The 14513-nt window shown below is 54.2% G+C and carries 12 protein-coding genes; 9 read left to right on the forward strand and 3 right to left on the reverse strand.

What is annotated here, in order from left to right; translation table 11 throughout:
* Nucleotides 1-60: 60 nt before the first annotated feature.
* Nucleotides 61-1710 carry a Na+/H+ antiporter gene (locus ACJHX7_RS20760; protein ID WP_410231687.1) on the forward strand — a complete coding sequence of 550 codons (1650 nt, stop codon included), beginning with the start codon at nt 61-63 and terminating at the stop codon, nt 1708-1710.
* A gap of 81 nt (nt 1711-1791) precedes the next feature.
* On the opposite strand, the gene actP is transcribed toward ACJHX7_RS20760, so the two are convergent.
* The 3 genes from actP to acs all read right to left on the reverse strand — a co-directional run bounded on the left by actP (nt 1792) and on the right by acs (nt 5923).
* Complete coding sequence (gene actP, locus ACJHX7_RS20765; protein ID WP_000832548.1) at nt 1792-3441, reverse strand: cation/acetate symporter ActP; 1650 nt, start codon at nt 3439-3441, stop codon at nt 1792-1794.
* Nucleotides 3438-3752: a DUF485 domain-containing protein gene (locus ACJHX7_RS20770; protein ID WP_001014565.1), complete on the reverse strand. Its 315-nt coding sequence runs from the start codon at nt 3750-3752 to the stop codon at nt 3438-3440. The genes actP and ACJHX7_RS20770 overlap by 4 nt, the downstream gene beginning before the upstream one ends.
* Nucleotides 3753-3964: 212 nt before the next feature.
* Nucleotides 3965-5923 carry an acetate--CoA ligase gene (gene acs, locus ACJHX7_RS20775; protein WP_094030494.1) on the reverse strand — a complete coding sequence of 653 codons (1959 nt, stop codon included), beginning with the start codon at nt 5921-5923 and terminating at the stop codon, nt 3965-3967.
* A 392-nt stretch (nt 5924-6315) separates the two neighbouring features.
* Between acs and nrfA the strand changes: the two genes are divergently transcribed.
* The 8 genes from nrfA (at nt 6316) to gltP (ending at nt 14346) form a co-directional block, all read left to right on the forward strand.
* Nucleotides 6316-7752 carry an ammonia-forming nitrite reductase cytochrome c552 subunit gene (nrfA, locus tag ACJHX7_RS20780; RefSeq protein WP_000196879.1) on the forward strand — a complete coding sequence of 479 codons (1437 nt, stop codon included), beginning with the start codon at nt 6316-6318 and terminating at the stop codon, nt 7750-7752.
* 44 nt (nt 7753-7796) lie between these two features.
* On the forward strand, nt 7797-8363 hold the full coding sequence (gene nrfB, locus ACJHX7_RS20785) for a cytochrome c nitrite reductase pentaheme subunit (protein WP_001296647.1): 567 nt from the start codon (nt 7797-7799) through the stop codon (nt 8361-8363).
* A complete protein-coding gene (nrfC, locus tag ACJHX7_RS20790; protein WP_094030495.1) occupies nt 8360-9031 on the forward strand; it encodes a cytochrome c nitrite reductase Fe-S protein in 672 nt (223 codons plus the stop codon). Before nrfB ends, nrfC begins: the two co-directional genes overlap by 4 nt.
* Nucleotides 9028-9984, forward strand: a complete 957-nt coding sequence (gene nrfD / locus ACJHX7_RS20795) for a cytochrome c nitrite reductase subunit NrfD (RefSeq protein WP_000195191.1) — start codon at nt 9028-9030, stop codon at nt 9982-9984. The genes nrfC and nrfD overlap by 4 nt, the downstream gene beginning before the upstream one ends.
* A 19-nt stretch (nt 9985-10003) precedes the next feature.
* On the forward strand, nt 10004-11722 hold the full coding sequence (locus ACJHX7_RS20800; protein ID WP_410231688.1) for a heme lyase CcmF/NrfE family subunit: 1719 nt from the start codon (nt 10004-10006) through the stop codon (nt 11720-11722).
* Nucleotides 11715-12098, forward strand: coding sequence for a heme lyase NrfEFG subunit NrfF (nrfF, locus tag ACJHX7_RS20805; protein ID WP_001032552.1), 384 nt, complete (start codon nt 11715-11717; stop codon nt 12096-12098). Before ACJHX7_RS20800 ends, nrfF begins: the two co-directional genes overlap by 8 nt.
* Nucleotides 12095-12691, forward strand: coding sequence for a heme lyase NrfEFG subunit NrfG (gene nrfG / locus ACJHX7_RS20810; protein ID WP_094030497.1), 597 nt, complete (start codon nt 12095-12097; stop codon nt 12689-12691). Before nrfF ends, nrfG begins: the two co-directional genes overlap by 4 nt.
* Nucleotides 12692-13032: 341 nt before the next feature.
* Nucleotides 13033-14346: a glutamate/aspartate:proton symporter GltP gene (gene gltP, locus ACJHX7_RS20815; RefSeq protein ID WP_000789589.1), complete on the forward strand. Its 1314-nt coding sequence runs from the start codon at nt 13033-13035 to the stop codon at nt 14344-14346.
* The last annotated feature ends 167 nt before the right edge of the window (nt 14347-14513 follow it).

The following is a 14513-nucleotide window of genomic DNA, read 5'->3' on the forward strand; positions in this document are numbered from 1 at the left end:
ATGAGAATTCAGGCATAACGCCTTTCTCAGATCATAAAAAACATCGCAAACAGGGAACGCATGGAAATCTTCTTCACCATACTGATAATGACCCTCGTGGTCTCGCTGTCCGGGGTGGTCACTCGTGTCATGCCCTTTCAGATCCCGCTTCCGCTTATGCAAATCGCCATCGGTGCGCTACTGGCGTGGCCGACGTTTGGTTTGCATGTGGAGTTTGATCCTGAACTCTTTTTAGTCTTGTTTATCCCGCCGTTGCTGTTCGCTGATGGCTGGAAAACGCCGACCCGTGAATTTCTCGAACATGGTCGAGAGATTTTCGGCCTCGCGCTGGCGCTGGTGGTGGTCACCGTGGTCGGCATTGGCTTCCTTATTTACTGGGTGGTGCCGGGCATTCCGCTGATCCCCGCCTTTGCGCTGGCGGCGGTGCTTTCTCCGACCGATGCTGTGGCGCTCTCCGGAATTGTTGGCGAAGGGCGCATCCCGAAAAAAATCATGGGCATTTTGCAGGGCGAAGCGTTGATGAATGACGCCTCTGGCCTGGTGTCGTTGAAGTTTGCCGTAGCAGTGGCGATGGGGACGATGATCTTCACCGTCGGCGGTGCGACGGTCGAATTTATGAAAGTGGCCATTGGCGGTATTCTCGCCGGTTTTGTAGTGAGCTGGCTGTATGGTCGCTCGCTGCGATTCCTCAGCCGCTGGGGCGGTGATGAACCCGCGACGCAGATTGTTCTACTGTTCTTGCTGCCATTCGCTTCTTATCTGATTGCCGAACATATTGGCGTTTCCGGTATCCTCGCTGCGGTTGCCGCCGGGATGACCATCACCCGTTCCGGTGTGATGCGCCGTGCGCCGCTGGCAATGCGCCTGCGCGCAAACAGCACCTGGGCGATGCTGGAATTTGTCTTTAACGGCATGGTGTTCCTGCTGTTAGGTCTGCAGTTGCCGGGGATTCTGGAGACGTCGCTGATGGCGGCAGAAATCGATCCTAACGTCGAAATCTGGATGCTGTTTACCGATATCATTCTGATTTATGCGGCGCTGATGCTGGTCCGTTTCGGCTGGCTGTGGACGATGAAAAAGTTCAGCAACCGCTTCCTGAAGAAGAAGCCGATGGAGTTTGGTTCGTGGACCACACGAGAAATCCTGATTGCGTCTTTTGCCGGAGTGCGTGGGGCGATCACACTAGCCGGTGTGCTCTCTATCCCGCTGCTCTTGCCGGATGGCAACGTCTTCCCGGAGCGCTATGAGTTGGTGTTCCTGGCGGCTGGCGTCATTCTCTTTTCGCTGTTTGTCGGCGTGGTGATGTTGCCCATTCTGCTGCAACACATTGAAGTCGCAGACCATTCGCAGCAGTTGAAAGAGGAGCGTATTGCGCGAGCGGCAACGGCAGAAGTGGCGATTGTGGCAATCCAGAAAATGGAGGAGCGTCTGGCGGCGGATACCGAAGAGAATATCGATAACCAGCTGCTCACAGAGGTTAGTTCTCGCGTCATTGGTAACCTGCGTCGTCGCGCCGATGGACGTAATGATGTAGAAAGTTCAATCCTGGAAGAGAACCTGGAGCGTCGCTTCCGTCTGGCGGCATTGCGTTCTGAACGTGCTGAACTGTACCACCTGCGCGCCACGCGGGAGATCAGTAACGAAACGCTGCAAAAATTATTGCACGATCTCGATTTGCTTGAAGCGTTGCTGATTGAAGAGAACCAATAACGCTTGGCGGTGTAATCGGTAAAAAGGTGCAGTACATCGCACCTTTTTACCGTTGGTCAGGTGACCAGAGGCTAGTGGAGATTAATGCGCGCGGCCTTGCTCAACGCCAAAGCCGGTCTGGGAACGGATAAACTGCGCACGGAACAGTTCACGCTCACGCGCGCCTTCCGCTGAGTTATCGGTTGCCGAGAAGAACCAGATGCCGAGGAATGCCACGCTGATAGAGAACAGCGCCGGGTATTCATACGGGAAGATGGCTTTTTCGTGACCGAGGATCTGTACCCAAATCGTCGGGCCGAGGATCATCAGCACCACCGCAGTAATCAGTCCTAACCAGCCGCCCAGCATCGCGCCACGGGTAGTCAGTTTCGACCAGTACATGGAAAGCAGAATGATCGGGAAGTTACAGCTCGCCGCGATGGCAAACGCCAGCCCCACCATAAAGGCGATGTTCTGATTCTCAAACAGCACGCCGAGGATAATGGCAATCACACCGAGGATCAGTACGGTGATTTTCGATACCCGCAGCTCTTCACGTTCGGTCGCACCTTTTTTGAAGACGTTAGCGTACAGGTCGTGAGACACCGCCGATGCGCCCGCCAGCGTCAGACCCGCAACCACCGCAAGAATGGTGGCGAAAGCAACCGCTGAAATAAAGCCGAGGAACAGGTTGCCACCCACTGCATTCGCCAGGTGAACTGCTGCCATGTTGTTACCACCAATCAGATGGCCCGCCGCGTCTTTATATTCCGGATTCGCACCAACCAGCATGATTGCGCCGAAGCCGATAATAAAGGTCAGGATGTAGAAGTAGCCCATAAATCCGGTGGCGTAGAACACGCTCTTACGTGCTTCGCGGGCATCGCTGACCGTAAAGAAGCGCATCAGAATATGCGGCAAGCCAGCCGTACCAAACATCAGCCCAAGCCCCAGCGACAGTGCTGAGATCGGATCTTTCACCAGCCCGCCCGGCTTCATGATGTCGACACCTTTCGGGTGTACCGCCATCGCTTCGCTGAACAGGTTGTTGAAGCTAAAGCCGACGTGTTTCATCACCATAAAGGCCATAAAGCTGGCACCGAACAGCAACAGAACGGCTTTGATAATCTGTACCCAGGTGGTCGCCAGCATGCCGCCGAACAGGACGTACATCATCATCAGCACGCCGACCAGCACCACCGCAATGTGATAGTTAAGGCCAAACAACAGCTCGATCAGTTTACCTGCGCCCACCATCTGGGCGATAAGGTAAAGCGCCACCACCACCAGAGAACCACAGGCCGAAAGAATACGAATCGGCCCTTGTTTCAGGCGGTAAGAGGCTACATCGGCAAAGGTGTAGCGGCCCAGGTTACGCAGACGTTCGGCAATCAGGAACAGAATGATTGGCCAGCCCACCAGGAAGCCCAACGAGTAGATCAGCCCGTCATAGCCGGAGGTAAACACCAGCGCGGAGATCCCCAAGAATGAGGCGGCGGACATATAGTCCCCGGCAATCGCCAGCCCGTTCTGAAAACCGGTGATATTGCCGCCTGCCGTGTAGTAGTCATTACGCGAACGTACGCGTTTTGACGCCCAGTAGGTAATGCCGAGCGTAAACACGACGAAAATCAGGAACATAATAATCGCCTGCCAGTTTGTTGGCTGGCGCTCTACGGCCCCGCTAATAGCATCCGCGGCGTTAGCTGCGAAAGGGAGTGTGGCGGCAAGCGCCGTCAGAACTCTTTTCATGATGCTTGTACCTCATGCAGGACTTCATTATTAAGACGGTCGAATTCGCCGTTCGCCCGCCAGATGTAGATACCAGTGAGAACAAAGGAGATCACAATTACTCCAACACCAATCGGAATACCGCGTGTGACGCTAGTGTTCGGATTCAGCGGGGTGCCCAGCCAGCCGGGCGCGAAGGCGATCAGTAAAATAAAGCCGATATAAACTGCCAGCATAATAATCGACAGGATGGTGGCAAACCGTTGCCGTTTTTCGACTAACTCCCTGAAATGCGCATTGTCTTCTATCCGCTGATAAATAGTGCCATTCATCACAGATTCTCCAGAGGTAATGTAGGGATTGTTTTAATTCCCGCGCCCTTATGGGAGCGGGTTAACGCCCAGGTAACCCTCGCCGAATGTAGGCTGGATAAGGCGTTATACGCCGCATCCGGCAATCAATGCCTGATGCGACGCTGTCGCGTCTTATCAGGCCTACAAATCGTTTCCGACTTGTTGCCCGGATCGCATCCGGCAATTGAGAGTTACGAGGGCATCGCGATAGCCTGCTTCTCTTCAAGCAGCTTCTCGACCACGCCAGGATCGGCAAGCGTCGAGGTATCGCCTAGGTTGCTGGTATCGCCCGCCGCAATTTTGCGCAGAATACGGCGCATAATTTTGCCGGAGCGGGTTTTAGGCAGGGAGTCGGTCCAGTGCAGCACGTCTGGCGTCGCCAGCGGGCCAATCTCTTTACGCACCCAGTTGCGGACTTCTGCGTACAGTTCTGGTGACGGTTCCTCCCCGTGATTAAGCGTGACGTAGGCGTAGATCGCCTGACCTTTAATATTGTGCGGAATACCGACGACAGCGGCTTCGGCAATCTTCGGATGGGCCACCAGCGCCGACTCAATCTCCGCCGTCCCCAGACGGTGACCAGAGACGTTCAGCACGTCGTCCACGCGCCCGGTGATCCAGTAATAGCCATCTTCATCGCGACGCGCGCCGTCGCCGCTGAAATACATATTTTTGAAGGTGGAAAAATAGGTCTGCTCAAAACGTTCGTGATCGCCAAACAGCGTACGCGCCTGACCCGGCCAGGAGTCGGTGATCACCAGACTGCCTTCGGCGGCCCCCTCCAGCGGATGACCTTCGTTATCGACCAGCGCCGGTTGTACGCCGAAGAACGGACGTGTTGCCGAACCGGCTTTCAGCTCGGTAGCGCCAGGCAGTGGGGTGATCATGAAACCGCCAGTTTCGGTCTGCCACCAGGTATCGACCACTGGGCATTTCTCGTTGCCGATCTTCTTCCAGTACCACTCCCACGCTTCCGGGTTGATTGGCTCGCCCACGGAACCGAGAATGCGCAGCGACGATCGATCGGTGCCTTCAATCGCTTTATCGCCTTCCGCCATCAGCGCGCGGATCGCCGTGGGCGCGGTATAGAGAATATTGACCTGATGCTTGTCCACCACCTGCGCCATACGGGCAGGCGTCGGCCAGTTCGGTACGCCTTCAAACATCAGCGTGGTCGCGCCGCAGGCCAACGGGCCGTACAGCAAATAACTGTGTCCGGTAACCCAACCCACATCGGCGGTGCACCAGTAGATATCGCCCGGATGATAATCAAAGACATATTTAAAGGTCAGCGCCGCGTACACCAGATAACCGCCGGTAGTGTGCAGTACGCCTTTCGGCTTACCGGTAGAACCGGAGGTATAGAGAATAAACAGCGGATCTTCGGCGTTCATCTCTTCCGCCTGGTGCTGATCGCTGGCTTGCTCAACCAGGTCGTGCCACCAGAGGTCGCGCCCTTCCTGCCAGTCAATTTTCCCGCCAGTACGTTTCAGTACCACCACATGTTCAATGCTGGTGACGTTCGGGTTTTTCAGCGCGTCATCAACGTTTTTCTTCAGCGGAATACTACGCCCGGCACGCACGCCTTCGTCGGAAGTGATCACCAGTCGTGAGTTAGAATCGATAATGCGTCCGGCAACGGCTTCCGGCGAGAAGCCGCCGAAAATCACCGAATGCACCGCGCCAATGCGGGCGCAGGCCAGCATTGCGACCGCAGCTTCCGGCACCATTGGCATATAAATCGCCACTACATCACCTTTTTTAATGCCCAGCTCGAGCAGGGTATTGGCAAAGCGGCAAACGTCGCGATGCAGCTCTTTATAGCTGATATGTTTGCTCTGGCTGGCGTCGTCGCCTTCCCAGATGATGGCGGTACGATCGCCGTTTTCTTGCAGATGGCGGTCAAGGCAGTTTGCCGCCAGATTCAGCGTGCCGTCCTCGTACCATTTAATGGACACATTACCGGGGGCAAAGGAGGTGTTTTTCACCTTCTGGTAAGGTTTGATCCAGTCGAGAATTTTTCCCTGTTCGCCCCAGAAGGTATCTGGTGCGTTAATAGATTGTTGATACATCGCCTCGTACTGCTGAGGGTTTATCAGGCAACGGTCTGCGATGTTGGCAGGAATGGTGTGTTTGTGAATTTGACTCATGCTTTTGTTCTCCTTGTAGGATGTTAATAATATGTGGCATAAGCGTTAAATGTAGGGGTATTGGCAGTTTTGTTTAGTATTTGGGCGACAGATCACGCAAAAGTAGAATTGTGCAAATAAACGGCAGGGTAATTTTTGAAGGTCAGCAACAAAAGTTGATTAATTCTTTGAGGAACATGCAGTTATGCATGCTGTTGAAAAAGAGGAAGATACTGACTAACTCTAAAGTGGTATTTTACATGCACTTACAATTGATTAAAGACAACATTCACAGTGTGGTTATTTGTTACACATAGGGGCGAGCAATGTCATGACAGTGTAGGTGCGGTTACTGTCGTGAAAAACAATAAAAACCGCCATTGCAACAATGGCGCAATTCGGATGAAGCCCCTATGACAAGGATAAAAATAAACGCACGCCGTATCTTCAGCTTATTGATTCCTTTTTTCTTTTTCACTTCTGTTCACGCTGAACAAACGGCAGCTCCCGCAACACCTGTAACTGTGGAAGCGAAGAATGAAACCTTTGCCCCGCAACATCCCGATCAATATCTCTCCTGGAAAGCCACCTCGGAACAGTCAGAGCGTGTTGACGCCCTGGCGGAAGATCCACGGCTGGTGATCCTGTGGGCGGGGTATCCCTTCTCGCGCGATTACAACAAGCCGCGTGGACATGCCTTTGCTGTGACCGATGTGCGTGAAACCCTGCGTACCGGTGCGCCGAAAAACGCTGAAGATGGTCCGCTACCGATGGCATGCTGGAGTTGTAAAAGCCCGGATGTGGCGCGTCTGATCCAGAAAGACGGCGAAGATGGCTACTTCCACGGAAAATGGGCGCGCGGCGGCCCGGAAATCGTCAACAACTTAGGTTGTGCCGATTGCCATAACACCGCCTCGCCAGAGTTCGCCAAAGGCAAACCGGAGTTAACCCTTTCCCGTCCGTATGCGGCTCGCGCGATGGAAGCCATTGGTAAACCTTTTGAGAAAGCCGGACGTTTCGACCAGCAATCGATGGTTTGCGGTCAGTGCCATGTGGAGTATTACTTCGACGGCAAAAACAAAGCGGTTAAATTCCCGTGGGATGACGGCATGAAAGTCGAAAATATGGAGCAGTATTACGACAAAATTGCCTTCTCTGACTGGACTAACTCCCTGTCGAAAACGCCAATGCTGAAAGCGCAGCACCCGGAATATGAAACCTGGACAGCGGGCATTCACGGTAAAAACAACGTGACCTGTATCGACTGCCATATGCCAAAAGTGCAGAACGCCGAAGGCAAACTCTACACCGACCATAAAATTGGTAATCCGTTTGATAACTTCGCCCAGACTTGTGCGAACTGCCATACCCAGGACAAAGCTGCCTTGCAAAAAGTGGTCGCGGAACGTAAGCAGTCGATTAACGACCTGAAAATCAAGGTTGAAGATCAACTGGTTCACGCTCACTTCGAAGCGAAAGCGGCGCTGGATGCAGGCGCGACGGAAGCCGAAATGAAGCCGATTCAGGACGATATCCGTCATGCCCAGTGGCGTTGGGATCTGGCGATCGCTTCCCACGGCATTCATATGCACGCACCGGAAGAAGGTCTGAGGATGCTCGGTACGGCGATGGATAAAGCGGCGGATGCGCGCACTAAACTGGCGCGACTGCTGGCGACCAAAGGCATCACCCATGAAATCCAGATCCCGGATATCTCGACCAAAGAGAAAGCCCAGCAGGCCATTGGCCTGAACATGGAACAAATCAAGGCCGAGAAGCAGGACTTCATCAAAACGGTGATCCCGCAGTGGGAAGAGCAGGCACGTAAAAACGGTCTGTTAAGCCAATAACCCCGTTCCGCCTCGCAAGGGGCGGAAAACACAATGGAGTGAATATGAGCGTATTACGTTCGTTATTAACTGCCGGGGTGCTGGCGTCGGGCCTGTTGTGGAGCCTGAACGGAATTACCGCTACCCCTGCGGCGCAGGCATCTGGTGATCGCTACGAAGTTACCCAGCAGCGTAACCCGGATGCCGCCTGTCTGGACTGTCATAAGCCAGATACCGAAGGTATGCATGGCAAACATGCTTCCGTTATCAACCCGAATAACAAACTGCCGGTCACCTGCACCAACTGTCACGGCCAGCCATCACCGCAACACCGCGAAGGGGTGAAAGATGTGATGCGCTTTAACGAGCCGATGTACAAGGTTGGAGAGCAGAACAGCGTCTGTATGTCCTGCCATTTGCCGGAACAGTTGCAAAAAGCGTTCTGGCCACACGATGTCCACGTAACCAAAGTGGCGTGCGCCAGCTGCCATTCCCTGCATCCACAGCAAGATACGATGCAGACGTTAAGTGACAAAGGACGGATTAAGATTTGCGTCGATTGCCACAGCGATCAGCGCACCAATCCGAACTTTAACCCGGCGTCTGTTCCGTTGCTTAAGGAGCAGCCATGACCTGGTCTCGTCGCCAGTTTCTCACCGGCGTCGGCGTGCTGGCCGCCGTCAGCGGCACCGCAGGGCGCGTGGTGGCGAAAACGTTGAATATCAATGGGGTGCGTTACGGCATGGTGCATGACGAGTCGTTATGCATCGGCTGTACCGCCTGTATGGATGCTTGTCGGAAAGTGAACAAGGTGCCGGAAGGCGTCTCGCGCCTGACGATTATTCGTAGCGAGCCGCAGGGCGAATTTCCTGATGTGAAATATCGCTTCTTCCGTAAGTCTTGCCAGCACTGCGATCGTGCGCCGTGCGTTGACGTCTGCCCGACCGGTGCGTCTTTTCGCGACGCTGCCAGCGGGATTGTCGATGTTAACCCGGATCTCTGCGTCGGTTGTCAGTACTGCATCGCCGCCTGTCCGTACCGCGTGCGCTTTATCCATCCGGTTACGAAGACAGCGGACAAATGCGATTTCTGCCGTAAGACCCATTTGCAGGCCGGTAAGCTGCCCGCGTGTGTTGAGGCTTGCCCGACGAAGGCGCTGACGTTTGGCAATCTGGACGATCCCAACAGTGAGATTTCGCAACTGCTGCGCCAGAAGCCCACTTACCGCTACAAGCTGGCGCTGGGAACCAAACCGAAGCTGTACCGCGTACCGTTTAAATACGGGGAGGTGAGCCAATGACGCAGACTTCCGCATTTCATTTTGAATCGCTGGTGTGGGACTGGCCGATTGCCATCTACCTGTTTTTGATTGGTATTTCTGCTGGTCTGGTGACGCTGGCCGTGCTGTTACGTCGCGTCTACCCGCAGGCGGGCGGTGCAGACAGCACGTTGCTGCGCACCACGCTGATTGTCGGGCCTGGTGCGGTGATCCTTGGTCTGTTGATCCTCGTCTTCCACCTGACAAGACCGTGGACCTTCTGGAAGCTGATGTTCCACTACAGTTTTACCTCGGTGATGTCGATGGGGGTGATGCTGTTTCAGCTCTACATGGTGGTGCTGGTGCTGTGGCTGGCGAAAATCTTTGAACATGATTTGCTTGCCCTGCAACAACGCTGGTTGCCGAAGCTGGGGATCGTGCAAAAGGTTCTGAGCCTGCTGACGCCCGTTCATCGCGGACTGGAAACATTGATGCTGGTGCTGGCGGTGTTGTTGGGGGCTTATACCGGCTTTCTGCTGTCGGCGCTGAAATCGTATCCGTTCCTTAATAACCCGATCCTGCCGGTGCTGTTCCTCTTCTCCGGCATCTCGTCCGGTGCGGCGGTGGCGCTGATCGCCATGGCGATATGTCAGCGCAAAAATCCGCATTCCACGGAAGCGCACTTTGTACACCGTATGGAGATCCCTGTGGTATGGGGCGAAATCTTCCTGCTGGTGGCGTTTTTTGTCGGTCTGGCGCTGGGCGATGACGGTAAAGTGCGTGCGCTGGTGGCGGCATTGGGCGGCGGTTTCTGGACGTGGTGGTTCTGGCTTGGTGTCGCCGGGCTGGGGTTGATTGTGCCAATGTTGCTCAAACCGTGGGTCAATCGCAGTTCCGGCATTCCTGCCGTGCTGGCGGCGTGTGGGGCCAGCCTGGTCGGCGTGTTGATGCTGCGCTTTTTCATTCTCTACGCCGGGCAGTTAACGGTGGCGTAAGCCAGAACAGAGGTGGTTTCTGGACGTATTCCTTCCTGAAGTCGGTTTTCTGGCGTTGTTGTTAAGTCTCGGGGTCAACGTGTTGACCCCGTTGACGGCCTTTGCGGGAGTGCGGTTGCGCTGGCCTGCCATGATGCGACTCACTTGCATCGGCATTCTGGCGCAGTTCGCGCTCCTGCTGCTCGCCTTTGGCGTACTGACGTATTGTTTTCTCATCAGCGATTTCTCGGTCATTTATGTCGCCCAACATAGCTACAGCCTGCTGTCGTGGGAACTCAAACTGGCGGCGATGTGGGGCGGTCATGAAGGTTCGCTGCTGCTTTGGGTGCTGCTGCTTTCCGCCTGGAGCGCGCTGTTTGCCTGGCATTATCGGCAGCAAACCGATCCGCTATTTCCGCTGACGCTAGCCGTTTTATCTCTCATGCTCGCCGCACTGCTACTGTTTGTAGTGCTGTGGTCCGATCCCTTCGTGCGGATATTTCCACCAGCAATCGAAGGCCGCGATCTCAATCCGATGCTGCAACATCCCGGTCTTATCTTCCATCCGCCGCTGCTTTATCTCGGGTATGGCGGTTTGATGGTGGCGGCGAGCGTGGCGCTGGCGAGTTTACTGCGCAGCGAGTTTGATGGTGCCTGCGCCCGAATTTGCTGGCGCTGGGCACTACCTGGCTGGAGCGCATTAACGGCGGGGATCATCCTCGGTTCCTGGTGGGCCTATTGCGAACTGGGCTGGGGCGGCTGGTGGTTCTGGGATCCGGTGGAAAACGCCTCTTTATTACCCTGGCTTTCTGCCACTGCGCTGCTGCACAGTTTGTCCCTGACACGCCAGCGGGGGATTTTCCGTCACTGGTCGCTGTTACTGGCGATAGTTACTCTGATGCTGTCGCTGCTGGGCACCTTAATTGTCCGTTCTGGCATTCTGGTTTCGGTTCATGCGTTCGCGCTGGATAACGTCCGCGCCGTGCCGTTGTTCAGCCTGTTTGCACTGATTAGCCTTGCGTCTCTGGCTCTGTATGGCTGGCGAGCGCGGGACGGTGGCCCGGCGGTGCGTTTTTCGGGGTTATCGCGGGAAATGTTAATCCTCGCTACGCTGTTGCTGTTTTGCGCAGTGCTACTGATCGTGCTGGTGGGAACGCTTTATCCGATGATTTACGGCCTGCTGGGCTGGGGACGCCTCTCCGTTGGTGCGCCATATTTTAACCGCGCAACGTTACCGTTTGGTCTGTTGATGCTGGTGGTGATTGTGCTGGCGACGTTTGTCTCTGGCAAACGCGTGCAGCTTCCGGCGCTGGTAGCTCATGCGGGCGTGCTGTTATTTGCCGCAGGGATCGTGGTCTCCAGCGTCAGCCGTCAGGAGATCAGCCTGAATTTACAGCCGGGTCAGCAGGTGACGCTGGCAGGATACACCTTCCGTTTTGAGCGTCTCGATCTGCAAGCCAGGGGCAATTACACCAGCGAAAAAGCGATAGTGGCACTGTTTGAGCATCAGCAACGTATTGGTGAACTGACGCCGGAGCGGCGTTTTTATGAAGCACGCCGTCAGCAAATGATGGAACCGTCAATTCGCTGGAACGGCATCCATGACTGGTATGCGGTCATGGGGGAGAAAACTGGGCCGGATCGTTACGCTTTTCGTTTGTATGTACAAAGCGGTGTGCGCTGGATCTGGGGGGGAGGATTGTTGATGATTGCGGGCGCATTGTTAAGCGGATGGCGGGGGAGGAGGCGCGATGAATAAAGGACTTCTCACGCTACTGCTGTTATTTACCTGTTTTGCGCGTGCTCAGGTCGTAGACACCTGGCAATTCGCCAATCCGCAACAACAGCAACAGGCGTTAACTATTGCCAGCCAGTTACGTTGTCCGCAGTGCCAGAATCAGAACTTACTGGAATCCAATGCGCCGGTGGCGGTCAGTATGCGCCATCAGGTTTACAGCATGGTGGAAGAGGGGAAAAGTGAAGTCGAAATCATTGGCTGGATGACCGAACGCTACGGAGATTTTGTTCGCTATAACCCACCGTTAACGGGTCAGACGCTGGTGTTGTGGGCGCTGCCAGTGGTGTTGTTACTGCTGATGGCACTGATCCTCTGGCGAGTGAGGGCGAAGCGATGAAACAGCCTCAAATACCGGTGAAAATGCTGACAACACTCACGATTTTGATGGTATTCCTCTGTGTCGGCAGTTATCTGTTAAGCCCCAAATGGCAGGAGGTACGTGCGGAGTATCAGCGTCAGCGCGATCCGCTACATCAGTTTGCCAGCCAGCAAACCCCGGAAGCGCAGCTTCAGGCATTGCAGGATAAAATCCGCGCTAATCCACAAAACAGCGAACAATGGGCGTTACTGGGCGAGTATTATCTGTGGCAAAACGATTACAGCAATTCGCTGCTGGCGTACCGTCAGGCGTTGCAACTACGTGGTGAGAACGCTGAACTGTATGCGGCGCTGGCGACGGTGCTTTATTACCAGGCCAGCCAGCATATGACCGCCCAGACTCGCGCAATGATCGACAAAGCCCTCGCGCTGGACTCTAACGAAATCACCGCTCTGATGCTGCTGGCTTCCGATGCGTTTATGCAGGCGAATTACGCGCAAGCCATCGAACTATGGCAAAAAGTGATGGATCTCAACTCACCCCGGATCAACCGGACACAGCTGGTCGAGTCGATTAATATGGCGAAATTGTTGCAGCGGAGATCAGATTAATCATCTGGTGATGAAGATTATGTTATTGAGCTGCATAAAAAATAATCGAATGAACATATGCCAAAAATAATCACCAATCAGTATTATTGCAGATTAAACAAATAAAAATCTTTCCATAACAAATGGTTATTCATTAATCCTGCCATAAACTCGCGTTATTATGCATTAATGCAGCGAAAAGCTCTGTTGTTAAAGGGTTGCGCAACATACCGCGCAAATGATACTGATCATAAGCGTTAAAAAAATCTACAAACCAACGCAACACAATTCATGCCCTGGCAGTATGTCACGTTCTCGCGTTTCTGAACGGGGAACGGCGCTCCATTGAGGAAGTTATTCTGATGAAAAATATAAAATTCAGCCTGGCCTGGCAGATTCTGTTTGCTATGGTGCTGGGCATTCTCCTGGGAAGCTACCTGCACTACCATAGCGACAGCCGCGACTGGCTGGTCGTCAATTTGCTCTCTCCGGCGGGTGATATCTTCATCCATCTGATCAAAATGATTGTTGTGCCGATTGTGATCTCCACGCTGGTGGTGGGTATCGCGGGTGTTGGTGATGCCAAACAGCTCGGGCGTATTGGTGCGAAAACCATTATCTACTTCGAGGTGATCACCACCGTCGCCATCATTTTGGGGATCACTCTGGCGAACGTATTCCAGCCCGGTGCCGGGGTGGATATGTCGCAGCTGGCGACCGTCGATATCTCGAAATATCAGAGCACTACGGAAGCGGTACAAAGCAGTTCCCACGGCATTATGGGCACGATTTTGTCGCTGGTGCCGACGAACATCGTGGCGTCGATGGCGAAAGGCGAAATGCTGCCGATCATCTTCTTCTCGGTGCTGTTTGGTCTGGGGCTTTCATCCCTGCCCGCGACGCATCGTGAACCGCTGGTGACCGTGTTCCGCTCCATCTCTGAAACCATGTTTAAAGTGACTCATATGGTGATGCGTTATGCGCCGGTGGGTGTGTTTGCGCTGATTGCGGTGACGGTGGCTAACTTTGGTTTCTCGTCTCTGTGGCCACTGGCGAAACTGGTGCTGCTGGTGCATTTCGCCATTCTGTTCTTCGCGCTGGTCGTACTGGGAATTGTGGCGCGCCTGTGCGGGTTAAGCGTCTGGATCCTGATTCGTATTCTGAAAGATGAGCTGATTCTGGCGTACTCCACTGCCAGTTCTGAAAGCGTGCTGCCGCGAATTATTGAGAAGATGGAAGCCTACGGTGCACCGGCGTCGATCACCAGTTTCGTGGTGCCGACCGGTTACTCTTTTAACCTTGATGGTTCGACGCTGTATCAAAGTATTGCCGCTATTTTCATCGCTCAGCTGTATGGCATTGACCTGTCCATCTGGCAGGAAATCATTCTGGTGCTGACGCTGATGGTGACCTCGAAAGGGATTGCTGGCGTGCCGGGCGTGTCGTTTGTGGTGTTGCTGGCAACGCTGGGCAGCGTAGGGATCCCGCTGGAAGGTCTGGCGTTTATTGCCGGTGTTGACCGTATCCTCGACATGGCGCGTACTGCGCTGAACGTGGTGGGTAATGCGCTGGCGGTGCTGGTGATTGCCAAGTGGGAACACAAATTTGACCGTAAGAAAGCGCTGGCTTATGAGCGCGAAGTGCTGGGCAAATTTGATAAAACTGCGGATCAATAATTGAAGATTGCCGGGGATATCCACCCGGCAATGTGTGGATGCCTGATGCGACGCTTGCTGAACTGAACCCCAAAACCTGGACAGTTTCAGTTAACCGGCTTTTTGATACTCAGTCCGGTATTCTACCGGGCTGAGTCCCCCAAGACTGAGTTTTATTCTTTTTTGAT

Origin of the sequence: Escherichia sp. WS1451, from assembly GCF_046487365.1 — a bacterium.
GTDB classification, from domain to species: domain Bacteria; phylum Pseudomonadota; class Gammaproteobacteria; order Enterobacterales; family Enterobacteriaceae; genus Escherichia; species Escherichia coli.

What these genes read in the sequence shown, in the direction of transcription:
- ACJHX7_RS20760 (WP_410231687.1), top strand. Translation starts at nt 61, where the DNA reads ATGGAAATCTTCTTCACCATACTGATAATGACCCTCGTGGTCTCGCTG.
- actP (WP_000832548.1), bottom strand. Translation starts at nt 3,441, where the DNA reads ATGAAAAGAGTTCTGACGGCGCTTGCCGCCACACTCCCTTTCGCAGCT.
- ACJHX7_RS20770 (WP_001014565.1), bottom strand. Translation starts at nt 3,752, where the DNA reads ATGAATGGCACTATTTATCAGCGGATAGAAGACAATGCGCATTTCAGG.
- acs (WP_094030494.1), bottom strand. Translation starts at nt 5,923, where the DNA reads ATGAGTCAAATTCACAAACACACCATTCCTGCCAACATCGCAGACCGT.
- nrfA (WP_000196879.1), top strand. Translation starts at nt 6,316, where the DNA reads ATGACAAGGATAAAAATAAACGCACGCCGTATCTTCAGCTTATTGATT.
- nrfB (WP_001296647.1), top strand. Translation starts at nt 7,797, where the DNA reads ATGAGCGTATTACGTTCGTTATTAACTGCCGGGGTGCTGGCGTCGGGC.
- nrfC (WP_094030495.1), top strand. Translation starts at nt 8,360, where the DNA reads ATGACCTGGTCTCGTCGCCAGTTTCTCACCGGCGTCGGCGTGCTGGCC.
- nrfD (WP_000195191.1), top strand. Translation starts at nt 9,028, where the DNA reads ATGACGCAGACTTCCGCATTTCATTTTGAATCGCTGGTGTGGGACTGG.
- nrfF (WP_001032552.1), top strand. Translation starts at nt 11,715, where the DNA reads ATGAATAAAGGACTTCTCACGCTACTGCTGTTATTTACCTGTTTTGCG.
- nrfG (WP_094030497.1), top strand. Translation starts at nt 12,095, where the DNA reads ATGAAACAGCCTCAAATACCGGTGAAAATGCTGACAACACTCACGATT.
- gltP (WP_000789589.1), top strand. Translation starts at nt 13,033, where the DNA reads ATGAAAAATATAAAATTCAGCCTGGCCTGGCAGATTCTGTTTGCTATG.